This is a genomic window from Mycobacterium sp. (assembly GCF_046330795.1).
In the GTDB taxonomy this organism is placed as follows: Bacteria; Actinomycetota; Actinomycetes; order Mycobacteriales; family Mycobacteriaceae; genus Mycobacterium.
Genome location: NZ_JAXLSA010000005.1, coordinates 193,684 through 207,193, shown reverse-complemented (window position 1 = coordinate 207,193; position 13,510 = coordinate 193,684). Strand labels below are relative to the sequence as shown.

Sequence of the window (13,510 nt, the reverse complement as noted above, 5' to 3'; positions counted from 1 at the left end):
CACCCCCATCCGCGAGGAATTTTTGGTACTCGGCGTCACTTATTCTATACGCCTCGACATAGTCGACCATTTGGTTACTCACGGGAATTGCGGCAAAATGCTCACCTGACTCGGTTTCGATTCCAAGCCAGTAACGATGTTCTCGCGATAGAAATGTGTTCTCAAATTTCATTGTGTTCCCTCTGGGTCTTTAGACAAGTCTGTCACTGTGTAGTCGCTCCGCGGGACTTCGCCACCGTCGATTACCGCCTCGGGCATCCCCTCAGGAAGGTACCCGCCCGGAAGCCACTTATCATTGGCACCTGCTTCGTTTCCTGAGGGCACGCGGAGGTTGTAGTCACGCGGATCCACGATATCCACGCGCACAACGTTGTAACTCGAAAAATAGCCCTCCGGCAAGCCCAGTGCTCTTTCGAGTCGAGCCTTATCGCCTCCCGTAGCATTCATGAGGCCGTCCAACTCGTCTTTTGGGAATACAAAAGTTGTGCCATCGCGCTGCCCGATCCCGAATGCATCCAGATTGTCCGCGGTCATGAATCGCGTTACGCCGCCGTCGAACCGGCCGAGGTGCTGCTCAATAAATTCCGGAGGTAGATATTCACTGGGATCAGGTCGATCACCTTTGTCCAACGCCAGAATTTCGTCGCGCTGCTGGTCCGTCAATCCGTTGAATTCCCCATGCTCCGGGGGCGAACCGTCGTCGGGTCCTTCGCCGTGGAGCACTCGCTCACCCTCCTCACCTTGACCTCCACGGTCCGCAAGTCCCACGTGCCCATTGCCCGGTTCAACGTGACCGTGCTCCGCCACATCAGCCACGCCTCCACCGCCATGGCCACCACCACCGGCCGGCGCATGCTCAGCACCCCGACCGAGGTCCGCCACCACACCCGGCGCGTGACTCCCCGCACCGAGACCGTCAGCCACTCCCCCGAGACTCTTGCCCAGCCCGGAAACCACTTGGGCACCCGAAGATGCCACGCTCTCAACGGGTTTGAGCACATCACCAACACCGCTGAGCGGAGTCATCATCGCCGATGTCGTAGGTATCTTCTCAGCGGCACCGACAGCCGCCGGTTCGGCAGCCGGTGCCGGACGCACATCCGCGGGCACTGAAGCCCGTTCTGCCGCAGGCACCTTCGCCGCGGCCACCTCACCCGGCTGTGCCACCGGAGGTGTACTCCGCACGGGCTCCTTCGTCACCGCTGGAACACCGCGCTCCGCTGTTTCCGGCAAAGACGCCGGTCGTCCGCCGGGGACCTCAGGAGCAAGCGGCTTCTTGGCGATGTCGTCGAACTTTTGGGCAATACCGGCGCCTTCCTTGCCGACATCGGCCAAAGCTCCAGCACCCCGGCCTATTTCACCCAGCCTGCCCGTGGTTCGCGCGACGCCGCCAACCTCGTCGGCCACATCTGCGACACGCGCCACACGGCCGGCAGCCGATGCCGCATCCGCTGCAGCACCGCCCTCGCCGACACCCGGTATCGCCAGCGTCGCCACATCGAGGACGTTCTGGGTCAGGCCGAGCATGGGACGGTCCTTGCTCCACTCATCAGTGCGCGCAAGGCCTTTCAGGATTGCCTTGACCCCCTCGGGGTCCCTGGCGTACGTGCCCGCCGGGTCCATCACCAGGTTGCCCAGTTCCGCGATGCTTCCCCAGGTCTGCGCCGCACCCTTGGGGTCGTAGGCGAACCGCGCCGGGTTCAGCGCTGACAATCCCTCTGCCGTGCTGACCAGCCAGCGGAACCCACCCTCCTCGCTGTCGATGAACATGTTGAAGTCGGTCGCCAGAACCCTGCCGACATGCTCACCGAAGAAATCGACGAACTTGCGGTCCGCCCACGATTCGAGTTGCAGCGCCCACCGGCCGACATCCGCCTTACCCTGCGTGATGATCTGCGACTTGGCGTCGGCTTCGGCCTTCAGGTGGTGCAGCACCGTCTTGATATCCTCGGCGATCTCGTGCAGTTCCTCTTCGCCGTGACCCTTGACGAATTCGAAGAACGTGCCGACGATTCCGCCGATGGAACCCAGCTTGTGCAGCAGGTCGCGGATGGCCTGCTGGGTCTGCTGAACGTCGGAGGCGAACTGTTCCAGCGCACCGGCCAGCTTTTCGCCACTGAAAGCGACGTCGGAGAACGCGGTGCCGATGTCGCGGATCGGCTTCTGGATCAGCTCGGCCTCGTCCATGTGCTGGGCGCCGATCGCGTTGTAGGCGCCTGACATGTCCACGCTGACGTGGTGCAATGGACTGGCGAAGGCACGCCACGCCGCCGCGGCTGCCCGCATCGCAGACGGGTCGCCGTTCGGCCACAGATCCCCGATCAGTGCCTCGACAACACACCACAAGATTGGCTCGGCGACACCGCCGCCGGTGGCACTCGGCGAACCGGGCGCAGATAGCGGTGCCGGACACGGCGGCGGAGACAATGGCTGGCTGCGGCCGCTGATATCCGAGTTCGCCTCGGCGCGTGAATAATTCGTTGCGCTGACCTGCACCCCGTAACCGATGTTGCGGCATGCGTTGACCCCGGAGCTGACGGCTTTGAGGAGTTCGCCCGCGGCTTTCGTGTACTGCTCGCCGAACAGCAGACCGGCCGAGTCCTGGCCAGTGTTGGCGTTGAACGTGGCCGTCAACGTCGACATCGCGGCGGCCAACCCGTCGCCGACCGCACCGACGGAAACCCCCGCACCCGATAGTGCATTGGGGTCGACGGTTATCGGAGCCATGACCGCACCGCGCTAGGACCACATCGTCCGATTGGCCGCGGCCGCCTGCGTGTAGTTGGTGTGTGCGCCCGTGCCCGTTCGATGCAGCGCGTTGACCGCGTGGTCCATCTGCTCGGTACCGTGCGTCCACTTCTCGTGCGCCTGGACGTGCGCGGCCGCGGCTTCGCCGTGCCAGCTGATGTGCAGGTCCTTCACGGTGCGGTCGATCTCCTCGAGCAATGCCCGCGACAGCTTCTGGAAGCTCTGCATCCGCTCCAGCGCATCGGCCAGAGCCTCGGGATCCACGCTGAACGGCTCAGCCATTGCCAAGACTCCCCAGACCCGCTGCGGACTGCTCGTCGCCCTGTGCGTAGGCCTTGCCGGCCTCGCCGAGGAGTCGCGCCATGGTGGACAGCGCTGACTCCACCTCGTGAGCGCCGTCCAGCCATTGCCGGTAGGCGGCGCCGTAAGCACTACCGGAATTGCCCTGCCAACCGGCGAGCATCCCTGACACGGTCGCGTCCAGCGACGTGAGCTCATTCAGCAAATGCTGTGACGCACCCGACAACGACTCGCACGCATCCGCCATCACGGCGGGGGCCACATTCAATTTTCCGGAAGAAGCCACCAGCAAATGCTATCGGCGATCCGGCTGGTGACAATTCACCGGTAACCCCTAGAGCATGGGCTTACGAGCGCACCAACCGGGCAATCGCCGCCGACGCCTCGGCCAGCTTCTTGTCGGCCTCGTCGCCACCCTGCGCCACGGCATGGCTGACGCAGTGGCCGAGATGCTCCTCGAGCAGGCCGAGCGCCACCGACTGCAGCGCGCTGTTGACCGCGCTGATCTGCGTCAGGATGTCGATGCAGTACTTGTCCTCGTCGATCATCTTTGCGATGCCGCGGACCTGACCTTCGATGCGGCGCAGCCGCTTGGCGTAATTCTCCTTGTTCGCCGAGTACCCGTGGGCGCCGTGTTCCTCGGTCACGGGTTGCCCGCCAGCATCTTCTGCATCTGGTCGATCTCACCCTGCTGGGCGGTGATGATCTGCTGGGCCAGCGTCTTGGCGTCGACGTTCTGCCCGTTGGCCAGCTCGGCCTTGGCCATCTCGATGGCCCCTTGGTGGTGGCCGATCATCGAGTTCAGCCACAGGGTGTCGAACTCCGTCCCCTGCAGTGTCTGGAGCTTGGCCATGGTGGCGTCGTCGACCATTCCGGCCATATCGCCGTGGTCCGTCATGGCGCCGTGGCCGTCATGACCGCTGCTGTCCTGGGGGTTCTCGTTCCATTGCACCAGGAAGGCTTTCATGGTGTCGATCTCGGGCTGCTGGGCTCCCGAGATCTGGCTGGCGAGCGCCACCAGCTGCGGGTTCTTCGAGCGGTCCGGAACCATCGCCGCGAGCTCGATGGCCTGCTGGTGGTGCGGGATCATGTTGGTGGCGAAGGTGACGTCATCGGTGTCGAAGCCGGCCGGGGCGGCGCTGATCACGGCCGTGTCCGAGGCCGGGTGATCGGTGTGCGCATCCTTGGTGGCGGCGCCGCAGCCGGACAGGAACAGCGCGGTCGCCACGGCGGCAAGTGCGGCCGGAATCTTGTTGGTGGTCATACCGGCTACCCTACCGGATACCCCCAAGGGGTATTGGTGGCGTCGGATCGGAGAGGGATTTTGGGCGCCAAATGCTCGGAGTTCATACTTGAACGCATGCCCTCAGGTTCTGAGAAGAAATCCGTTCCCGACATGAAGCCCCGCAGCCGCGACGTCACCGACGGCCTGGAGAAGGCCGCCGCCCGCGGCATGCTCCGTGCGGTCGGCATGGGCGACGACGACTTCGCCAAGCCGCAGATCGGCGTCGCGTCGTCGTGGAACGAGATCACGCCCTGCAACCTGTCCCTGGACCGCCTGGCCAAGGCCGTCAAGGAAGGCGTGTTCGAGGCCGGTGGCTTCCCGATGGAGTTCGGCACCATCTCGGTGTCCGACGGCATCTCGATGGGCCATGAGGGCATGCACTTCTCGCTGGTGTCGCGCGAGATCATCGCCGACTCCGTCGAGACCGTGATGCAGGCCGAGCGGCTGGACGGCTCCGTGCTGCTGGCCGGCTGCGACAAGTCGCTGCCCGGCATGCTGATGGCCGCCGCCCGCCTGGACCTGGCGAGCGTCTTCCTCTACGCCGGCTCGATCCTGCCCGGGCGCGCCAAGCTGTCCGACGGCACCGAGAAGGACGTCACGATCATCGACGCCTTCGAAGCGGTCGGCGCGTGCGCCCGCGGACTGATGAGCCGCGAGGACGTCGACGCCATCGAGCGCGCGATCTGTCCCGGCGAAGGCGCCTGTGGCGGCATGTACACCGCCAACACCATGGCCAGCGCCGCCGAGGCGCTCGGCATGTCGCTGCCGGGTTCCGCGGCTCCCCCGGCCACCGATCGCCGCCGCGACGGGTTCGCCCGCAAGAGCGGCATCGCCGTGGTCGAATTGCTGCGCCGCGGCATCACCGCACGCGACATCCTGACCAAGGAGGCGTTCGAGAACGCGATCGCGGTGGTGATGGCCTTCGGTGGCTCCACCAATGCCGTGCTGCACCTGCTGGCCATCGCCTACGAGGCCAACGTCAAGCTCACGCTGGCGGATTTCACCCGGGTCGGCGCCAAGGTGCCACACCTGGCCGACGTGAAACCCTTTGGCTCCTACGTGATGAACGACGTCGACCGCATCGGCGGGGTGCCGGTGGTCATGAAGGCCCTGCTGGACGCGGGCCTGCTGCACGGTGATTGCCTGACGGTCACCGGCCGGACGATGGCCGAGAACCTGGCGCACATCGCCCCGCCGGATCCCGACGGCAAGGTGCTGCGCGCGCTGTCACAGCCCATCCACCCGACGGGCGGCATCACGATCCTGCACGGCTCGCTGGCGCCCGAGGGCGCGGTGGTCAAGTCGGCCGGCTTCGACTCCGACGTGTTCGAAGGCACCGCAAGGGTTTTCGAGCGGGAGCGGGCTGCGCTGGACGCGCTGGAGGACGGCACCATCACCCACGGTGACGTCGTGGTGATCCGCTACGAGGGACCCAAGGGCGGTCCGGGCATGCGCGAGATGCTGGCCATCACCGGCGCCATCAAGGGCGCCGGCCTGGGTAAGGACGTGCTGCTGATGACCGACGGCCGGTTCTCCGGTGGCACCACCGGGCTGTGCGTCGGGCACATCGCTCCCGAGGCCGTCGACGCCGGGCCCATCGCGTTCGTGCGCGACGGCGACCGCATCCGTCTCGACGTCGCCAACTGCACCCTCGATCTGCTGGTCGACGCTGACGAACTGGAGGTCCGCAAGAAGGACTTCGAGCCGCTGCCGCCGACCTACACCACCGGCGTGCTGGCCAAGTACACCAAGCTGGTCGGTTCGGCCGCCGTCGGCGCCGTCTGCACGTAGGAAACTAGGAGACGGTCAGTTTCGCACCGTCCGCGGTGACGGTCTTCGCCGCCAGCGACGCGGTGGCCGGACCGTGCTCGACCGATCCGTCAGAAGCGCTGAAAGTGCTTCCGTGACAAGGGCATTCGATGAGTCCATCGGCGACCTTGTTGACGGTGCAGCCCTTGTGCGTACACACCGCACTGAAGGCGTGGAACTGACCGGCCGTCGGCTGGGTGACCACGATCTTCACATCCTCGAGCACCCGCCCACCGCCGACCGGGACCGTCGACGCATCGATCTGGGTGCCGGCCGGTTTCGTCGACGTGCTCTCGGCACCGGCCGACGCTTCGGACGTGGTCGCCTCGGACGCGGTCGGTTCGGTCTTGGTGGAGCTGCTGCAGGCGGCGATGACCGCTCCCGCACCCAGCGCGCCCGCCCCGAGGAGCACGCCGCGTCTGTCGAATCCGCTCATGTGTCGCCCTTTCCGCCACGTTCCATGGTGACAGAAGCACGCGGCGGGAGCGGGAAAAGTTCGATCACGAATCGCCGAGCGCGCCGTGCAGTTCGGGCAGGAACCCCGCCAGGTGGTTCATCTCCTGCGCACAATGCACCAGCAGGTCCCGTGGGTCGGGGAGCATCCGTGCGGCGACGGGACGAACCACCTTGTCCACCAGGCGAATACCAGTGCCGTTCGCGCGAACGGCGACGTGCCGCCCGCCCATCCAGAATCGTGACCGCATCTGCGATCCATCGGCGCTCGGGCGGACGAGATGGATCAACCAGCCAACGTCGACCGGCAGATCGGGTGAGCCGAGTCGGGCGCAGATCGCCGCCTGGTCGGCGGGCACCGACAATCCCAGTTCGGCGGGCTCGACGAAGCGGATGGCCGCCCGGGCCCGGGCCGATCCCAGGTACTCGGTCACCAGCGACGTGCGGCCGACGTACCAACCGTCGGCACCACTGTCGGACCACTGTGCCGACACGTGCGCCCGCGGGTGCCACAGCTTGTACCGCCGCGCGTCGCTGCCGTGCCAGCCGAACCACCATTCCCACATCGCCGGGGTGACTCCAGGCATGTCGGTGCGAACCGAGACCTGCAGCCCGCCGTCGCTCAGCCGGCCGTAGCCGTTCTCGGTCTGCTGGTCTTCGTGATCGAGGAGCGTTGCCGCCGAATCGAATTCGGGCAGCACCGGATCGGCCTGCGGACCATGCTCGAGTGCCTCGGCGACGTGGCGCGGGAGCGGCGCCATCCTCGGTTCGTAGAAGCGGCCCCACGGAGTCTGCGCGTCGCCGTCGCGGTAGCCGAGGTAGTTCACCATGGCCGGCCCATCCAGCTGTGGAACCGCCCCTCGGGGTCGTAGTGGGCACGGATGCGGTCCAGGCGCGTCAGCGCTTCGTCACTGACGAACGGCGCCGGGCGTTCGCCCAGGTTCTCGTCGGCAAGTTGCACGCCGGTGGCCAATTCGGACATCGCAGCCATGTTGGACCGGGCCCAGTCGTGGTACCGCTCGTCATCGGACTCGGCCTGCCAGGCGGTGTAGAGCGCGAGGTAGATCTCGTCCTCGAGGCTGTAGGCCATGTCCTGCCGCTGCGGCGACGGCCCCCAGTTGAGCCACAGGAAATGGGCCGGGTGCGGCGGCATGGTGTCGATGATGCGCCGGATTCCCGGCAGCAGCGCCTCCGCGGACGCCGACGTCCACATGTTGTCGGTCGCGTAGCGATGTCCGGACGGATAGTTCGTCATGACCGCGTCGTACCAACCCGCCAGATCCAGCGGCGCGAACGGCACCGCCACCAGGGCCTTCTCGCGCACCGGGCAGGTGCCCAGGAGTTTCAGCGCGTCGGCGGCCTCGGTCTCGTCATCGGCGAACACCGGTGACGCCATCACGATGCCGGGAGTGTTCAGTCCCGCGCCGGGCACCTCCCGCGAAGTGACGATCTGCAACTCGACCCGGCGGTCCACCTCGGCACTGATCGACCGGGCCCAGCTGAATATCTCGTCGGCGTACTCGACCGGATAGATGTAGAGACTGCTGCCCGTCACGCCCGGTCGCGGATACAGGCGCAGGTGGAAGGCGGTCACCACAGCAAAGAACCCGGGTCCTGATCCCCTTGCCGCCCAATATAATTCGGGGTCATTGTCGGCATCGCAGTACCGCCGCTCGCCGTCGGCGGTAACCACCTCCACCCCGATGACGCTCTCGCACGCCGGGCCCAGCACCCGGCTGTTCCAGCCGTACCCGCCCTGCAGCAGATACCCGCCGATGCACACGCCCTTGCAGTGGCCGACCGGGAAGAACAGGCCGAGCGCGTCGAGTTCGGCCGCCAGCACGCTGCCGCCCTTGCCGGGGCCGACGACCGCGACCATGCGGTCGGGGTCGATGCGGCAGTCGTCGAGTCGGCTGACGTCGATCAGCATGCCACCGTCGCGGACGTGGTTGGCGGCCCAACTGTGCCCGCCCGACCGCATCCCGACTGTCAGCCCGTGCTGCTTGGCATGCCGTATTGCGGCCACCACGTCGTCGGCGTCCCGCGCCTGGACGATCAGGTCGGGGAAGCGATCCGGCAACCGGGCATTCCAGACGGTGGCTGCGCGCGCGGCTTCGTAGTCGGCGTCAGAACGCTGAAAGTATCGACCTGCAGGTAGAGCCATCGCGATCTCCCGAAGATTCGCATTCCGGATCATTGTGTTCCGTTATCCGGCTCAATATAGTGGCAGAATGCCGAACAGGGAAGACGGCATCCAAGTGCTCCGCCGAGCCGCCGCGGCACTCGACGAGATCGCCACCGCACCCGGCGAACTTCGCCTGGTCGACCTCGGCGCCCGGCTCGGCCTGGCCAAATCGACCGCCCGCCGGCTCCTGGTGGGCCTGGTCGAAGTCGGGTATGCCGCGGTGGACGACGGCGGTCGCATCCTGTTGGGCGATCGGCTCCTGGGCCTCGGCACCGCCGACGCCACGCACCTGGCCGCGCAGTTCCGGCCCGCGCTCGAGGCGATCGCCGCAGCTACCGGGGAAACGGTGGACCTGTCGGTGCTGCGCGGTAACCAGATGTGGTTCATCGACCAGATCGAGTCGGTGCACCGACTGCGGGCGGTGTCGGCGGTCGGCATCCGGTTCCCGGTGCGCAACTCCGCCAACGGCAAGGCCGCCCTGGCCGTGCTCGATGAGGCGGAGCTGGCCCGGGTCATCCCCGCCGGCGATGCGCTGCACCGTGAGATCGACGAGATCCGCCGCAGCGGAATCGCTTTCGACCACGACGAGCACACGCCGGGAATCTCGGCAGCGGGTGTGGCCGACCGCGTCACCGGCGGGCACATCGTCGCGATCTCGGTTCCGGCGCCGACGGGTCGATTCACGGAGAATCACACGGCCATCGAGGCCGCCCTCCGGGAGCATGCGTTCAGCGAACCAGCGCCACGGCGAAGCCGTCCCACCCCTTGATCCCCACCGTCTGGATCGCCGCCGTGTCCAACTCGGGGTGCCGACCCATCATCTCGAGCATGTCGCGCACCGCGCGGGCCTGATGGTCGTCCGGTTCGGGCGCCACGATCCGCCCGTCGCGCACCACGTTGTCGACCACGATCACGGTTCCCGGTCTGCTCAGCCGGATCGCCCAGTCCACGTAGGCCGAATTGTTCTCCTTGTCGGCGTCGATGAATACGAAGTCGAACCGGCCGGTCAGCGTCGGCAGGGTGTCCAGGGCCGCGCCGACGACGACCTCCACCCGGTCGGCCACCCCGGCGCGACGCAGGTTGGTCGCGGCGATCTCGGCGTGCCGCGGCTCGTATTCGAGGGTGACGACGCTGCTCTCCGGGCCGGCCGCACGGGCCAGACAGATGGTGCTGTAGCCGCCGAGGGTGCCGATCTCGAGGATGCGGCGAGCGGCGGCGATCCGGACCAGCAGGCCCAGGAAGTGCGCTGCCTGCGGGGACACCTCGATGGGCGGTAGTCCGGCTGCGGCGCTGTCGGCCAGTGCGGCGGCGAGCGCCGAATCATCCTCCAGGAGCAGCGTATCCAGCAATTCGTCGACGGTCGCCGGGGTGGGATCGCTCATCGCCCTACCCTAGCCGCACGCCCTCCTTGGCGTAAACGACTCGAAGGACATGCTCCACCTCGACGCCCATGACGATCCCGGCGAGTTCGCTGAATGTCGACGCGAACCGGCCACCGTGCGCGGGTTCGACCGGGCACAGGTGGTGTGCGATCTCGTGGAGCACCACGAGCTCGCGCAGGGCCCACCGCTCCGCTCCGTCCGGCACCGCGATAGTAGGTGCACCGGAACGGATTTCGTAGTGCGCGGACGTGACGCCGCGCCGGCGCCGGACCTCGACGCCGGACACCGGCCACCGCTGCGCGACCGCCGGCATCGCCAGCACCCGGTCGACGTAGTCGCCGACGTCGCGGACCGAACCAAAGAGCCCCTCCGGCGGAAGTGTCAGCTGGGTGCCGAAGAAGTCGATACTGCGTGAATTGTGCTGTGCGGCACGATCGAACAGGGTGCGCACGAATGTCTCCGCGGCATACACCGCGGACCGCTGATCGTCCCTCGCCGTCACCCGGCCTCGCGCGGCAGCCGGGCGCGCGCACCGGGAAGCTCGGGCGAGGCACCCAGCCTGGCCTGCTTGCCCGCTCGGTCACCGGCCCGCCGGGCCGCCGACGAGTACCCCGCCGAGGCGCTGGTGGCCCGCCAGGTCCCCCGCGCCCTCGACTCGCTGCGGTAGTGGTCCCGCAGTTCTATCTCCTTGTTACGCAGAGCGATTGCAGTTCCCGGAGCCCGCACCTTGTCCCGGGTCGCCTCCTGGCGGGCCTGCTCGCGGGCCTCCGCCAGGCGCTGCGCGACGCGGGCACCGAAGGCCAACTGAAAATTGAGCCGCGCGGTGATGGTCGGCGTGGGACGGTGTGCACCGGTGGCCAGGTAGGTGTCGCAGGCCCGCACCATCTGCACCACCAGGCTGGCGTAGAGGGCGTGCGTGGCGTTGATGTCCTCGGTGAAGCCGTATGCGTAGACGAACGTGGAATTGGACGCCACGTCGCAGCGCACGTCGTTGGCGTTGGCAATGCCGGAGAACAACGCCACGTAGGTCCGTAGGCCCCGGGACCCCGCCTCGCCGATGGTGATGGTGCGCTGGGTCGGGGTTTGCGCCCCTTCACGTTTCGCCGAATGCGACCTGGCGACGGCAAGGTCGATCGAGGTGGCGGTGGCCAATCGCTGGGCCGCGGTCATGAAGGCTTCGGCCTCGTGCGGGTTGTCGGTGCCCTCGGCCTGGCGCAGCAGCGCGGCAATGCGCGCCAGCATCTTGTCGTCACTCATCATGCGATCCGTTCCGGTCCTGGCTGGATATCGTTGGCCGCCAGATTAGGCCAACACCATGACGATCCCCTCCGGGCGCGGACCAGAACCCGCCGGTTGTGCACAGACTCGCCTCCATCAACACCCTACTTGGTCAGGAAGGTGTCCAACGCCGAGATCAGTTGCGGCGAAAGGGGATCCTTCTTCGCATAGTTGGCGACGTTGTCGGTCGGGTCATCGCGCAGCACATGGTTGACGCCCCGGAGTTCGACAACGGTCAGATCGGTGTGCGCCAGCGCGGCCCGCAACGGCTGCAGGTCCGCGCACGCCGCCTGCGCATCGGAGTCCGAACACGTCAACAGCACATGGGTGCCCGCCGGCACCCGGGCCGCCTCGGCCACCGGGTCGATCCGGTCGGCCTCGACGACGGCCTTGACGTTGCCCGGGTTGAGGATCGCACTGAGGCCGTCGGGCAGCGGGGCCTTGGGCACCGTGCCGGTTGTGCGGGCCTGCGCGACGGCCGCGGCCCACGCCCCGACGACACCGTCGGCCTGCTCGGCGGTCTTGCCGCCGGCCCGGACGGCCGCGGCGGTGTCGCGCTCGACCCGCGCGGTGATCAGGTCCAGGTACCGGCCCGTCAAGGGTTGCAGCAGGCCCAGCCCATGGATCTGCGGCGCGCCCGCCGCGGTGTCCGTCGCCAGCGCCATGGCATGCGTGGTGCCCTCGCCGATCCCGTAGACCGAGATGCGGCCGGCGTCGGTGCGCGACTGGCCGGCCAGGAACCGGATCGCCGCCCGGGCGCCGGAGGTCAGGACCGCGCTGCCGACGTCGGCGGGCCGGCCGGCGAACGGTCCCAGCCCGGTCGCACCGGTTCCCACCTTGTCATAACGCAGGCTGGCCACGCCGCGGCCGGAGAGGTACTCGGCGAGCTGGCGCATGTTGCCCACCGGGCCGGCCACCGCGTTGTCCCCGTTGCGATCGGTCATGCCGCTCTCGGAGATCAGCAGCGCCGCGGGCGCGGGCGTCTCGGCGGCCGGGTGGCGGTAGGTGCCGTGGATGGTCAGCCCGTCGGCGACGAAGGTCACTTCCTCTTCCACGTACTCCGCCGAGGACGGTTTCCCGTGTCCACAGCCGAGCAGCGCCGCCAGCAGAAGTGCAACGGCGGCAAGGACTCTCGCGATCCGGGTCAAATCCGCGCGCCGATCCAGGAGACGACGTCGTCGAGCACCTGGTCGCGCTCGGGTTCGTTGAACACCTCGTGGTAGAGACCGGGATAGATCTCGAGGCGCACATTGTCGGAGCCGAACTCGCCGGCCATCCGTTCACTGCCACGCGCCGGGATCAGCCGGTCCTCGGAGCCGTGCACCACCAGCACCGGCCGTGTGATGGCGTGGGCGCGCCGGGGCATGGACTCCCCGACCAGCAGCAGTGCCCGGGCCACCCCGGCGGGCACCTTGCCGTGCCACACCAGCGGATCCTCGTTGTAGGCCTTGACCACGGCCGGGTCCCGGGACACCGCGTTGGCGTCGAGCTGTTGCACCGGGACGCCGGGCAGCAGCGCACCGAGCCGCTTGCCCACCACCGCCAGCATCGGCGAGACGCCGTCCTGGGCGGCCACCGCGGGGCCGGACAGCACCATCAGGTCGTAGTCGGCCGGGTGATCGGAGCCGTAGGCGAAGACGATGCCGCCGCCCATGGAGTGGCCCAGGACGATCAGCGGAATACCCGGATGCTCCCGTCGTGCAATGCCGACCAGGGTGGCGAAGTCGCCGGTGTACTCGGAGATGTCGCGGACGTACACGCGCCTGCCCCCGGAGCGGCCGTGCCCACGGTGGTCCAGTGCGTGGGTCACCAGCCCGGCCGCGCCGAACCGCTGCGCGACGTGGTCGTAGCGGCGGGCGTGTTCACCGAAGCCGTGGGAGAGCACGACCACGCCTTTCACCGCACCCGGACCGTCGCTCTCGGGTGTCCAGGTGTCGTAGACGATCCGGACCCCGCCGACGCCATCGAAGCTGCGCTCGGTGCGGGAGGCGGTGGGTTCAGCGGGCCCAGACGGCGTAACCATGGTGAGCAGCGTAACGATCGGTTGTCGGGGCCCTGCGTAAGCTCGGT

At 67.7% G+C, this 13,510-nt stretch carries 15 protein-coding genes; 2 read left to right on the top strand and 13 right to left on the bottom strand.

Translation table 11 applies throughout. From position 1 onward, the window contains the following. Positions 1-168 precede the first annotated feature (168 nt). The 5 genes from U0R18_RS17880 to U0R18_RS17860 all read right to left on the bottom strand — a co-directional run bounded on the left by U0R18_RS17880 (position 169) and on the right by U0R18_RS17860 (position 4,312). A complete protein-coding gene (locus tag U0R18_RS17880; protein WP_526370842.1) occupies positions 169-2,727 on the bottom strand; it encodes a WXG100-like domain-containing protein in 2,559 nt (852 codons plus the stop codon). A gap of 12 nt (positions 2,728-2,739) precedes the next feature. After that, positions 2,740-3,030: a WXG100 family type VII secretion target gene (locus U0R18_RS17875; RefSeq protein WP_526370840.1), complete on the bottom strand. Its 291-nt coding sequence runs from the start codon at positions 3,028-3,030 to the stop codon at positions 2,740-2,742. After that, positions 3,023-3,334, bottom strand: a complete 312-nt coding sequence (locus U0R18_RS17870) for a WXG100 family type VII secretion target (protein WP_526370838.1) — start codon at positions 3,332-3,334, stop codon at positions 3,023-3,025. The genes U0R18_RS17875 and U0R18_RS17870 overlap by 8 nt, the downstream gene beginning before the upstream one ends. Before the next feature lie 61 nt (positions 3,335-3,395). Further along, positions 3,396-3,695, bottom strand: coding sequence for a copper-sensing transcriptional repressor RicR (gene ricR, locus U0R18_RS17865; protein WP_526370836.1), 300 nt, complete (start codon positions 3,693-3,695; stop codon positions 3,396-3,398). Further along, entirely contained in the window at positions 3,692-4,312 is a 621-nt protein-coding gene (locus U0R18_RS17860) for a DUF305 domain-containing protein (RefSeq protein ID WP_526370834.1), read from the bottom strand. Before U0R18_RS17860 ends, ricR begins: the two co-directional genes overlap by 4 nt. 96 nt (positions 4,313-4,408) lie before the next feature. Here U0R18_RS17860 and ilvD point away from each other — a divergent pair, with 96 nt between their 5' ends. Next, positions 4,409-6,124 (top strand): dihydroxy-acid dehydratase, encoded by a 1,716-nt coding sequence (gene ilvD / locus U0R18_RS17855; protein WP_526370832.1) that lies wholly within the window; start codon positions 4,409-4,411, stop codon positions 6,122-6,124. Between the two features lie 4 nt (positions 6,125-6,128). Here the strand turns inward: ilvD and U0R18_RS17850 are convergent, their stop codons facing one another. The 3 genes from U0R18_RS17850 to U0R18_RS17840 all read right to left on the bottom strand — a co-directional run bounded on the left by U0R18_RS17850 (position 6,129) and on the right by U0R18_RS17840 (position 8,759). After that, a complete protein-coding gene (locus tag U0R18_RS17850; protein WP_526370830.1) occupies positions 6,129-6,578 on the bottom strand; it encodes a Rieske (2Fe-2S) protein in 450 nt (149 codons plus the stop codon). 64 nt (positions 6,579-6,642) lie between these two features. Continuing rightward, positions 6,643-7,425 (bottom strand): DAPG hydrolase family protein, encoded by a 783-nt coding sequence (locus tag U0R18_RS17845; protein ID WP_526370828.1) that lies wholly within the window; start codon positions 7,423-7,425, stop codon positions 6,643-6,645. Next, a complete protein-coding gene (locus U0R18_RS17840) occupies positions 7,419-8,759 on the bottom strand; it encodes an FAD-binding oxidoreductase (protein WP_526370826.1) in 1,341 nt (446 codons plus the stop codon). The genes U0R18_RS17845 and U0R18_RS17840 overlap by 7 nt, the downstream gene beginning before the upstream one ends. Positions 8,760-8,826: 67 nt before the next feature. On the opposite strand from U0R18_RS17840, the gene U0R18_RS17835 reads away from it, so the two are divergent. After that, positions 8,827-9,549: an IclR family transcriptional regulator gene (locus U0R18_RS17835; protein WP_526370824.1), complete on the top strand. Its 723-nt coding sequence runs from the start codon at positions 8,827-8,829 to the stop codon at positions 9,547-9,549. Here U0R18_RS17835 and U0R18_RS17830 read toward each other — a convergent pair. The 5 genes from U0R18_RS17830 to U0R18_RS17810 form a co-directional block, all read right to left on the bottom strand. Continuing rightward, positions 9,509-10,162 carry an O-methyltransferase gene (locus tag U0R18_RS17830; RefSeq protein ID WP_526370822.1) on the bottom strand — a complete coding sequence of 218 codons (654 nt, stop codon included), beginning with the start codon at positions 10,160-10,162 and terminating at the stop codon, positions 9,509-9,511. The two genes, U0R18_RS17835 and U0R18_RS17830, sit on opposite strands and share 41 nt — an antisense overlap. A gap of 4 nt (positions 10,163-10,166) precedes the next feature. Beyond that, complete coding sequence (locus tag U0R18_RS17825) at positions 10,167-10,664, bottom strand: TIGR04338 family metallohydrolase (protein WP_526370820.1); 498 nt, start codon at positions 10,662-10,664, stop codon at positions 10,167-10,169. Then, positions 10,661-11,419, bottom strand: coding sequence for a DUF2786 domain-containing protein (locus U0R18_RS17820; RefSeq protein WP_526370818.1), 759 nt, complete (start codon positions 11,417-11,419; stop codon positions 10,661-10,663). The genes U0R18_RS17825 and U0R18_RS17820 overlap by 4 nt, the downstream gene beginning before the upstream one ends. A 125-nt stretch (positions 11,420-11,544) precedes the next feature. Further along, positions 11,545-12,588 (bottom strand): alpha/beta hydrolase family protein, encoded by a 1,044-nt coding sequence (locus U0R18_RS17815; protein ID WP_526370816.1) that lies wholly within the window; start codon positions 12,586-12,588, stop codon positions 11,545-11,547. Then, positions 12,585-13,463, bottom strand: coding sequence for an alpha/beta hydrolase (locus U0R18_RS17810; RefSeq protein ID WP_526370814.1), 879 nt, complete (start codon positions 13,461-13,463; stop codon positions 12,585-12,587). Before U0R18_RS17810 ends, U0R18_RS17815 begins: the two co-directional genes overlap by 4 nt. Positions 13,464-13,510 lie beyond the last annotated feature (47 nt).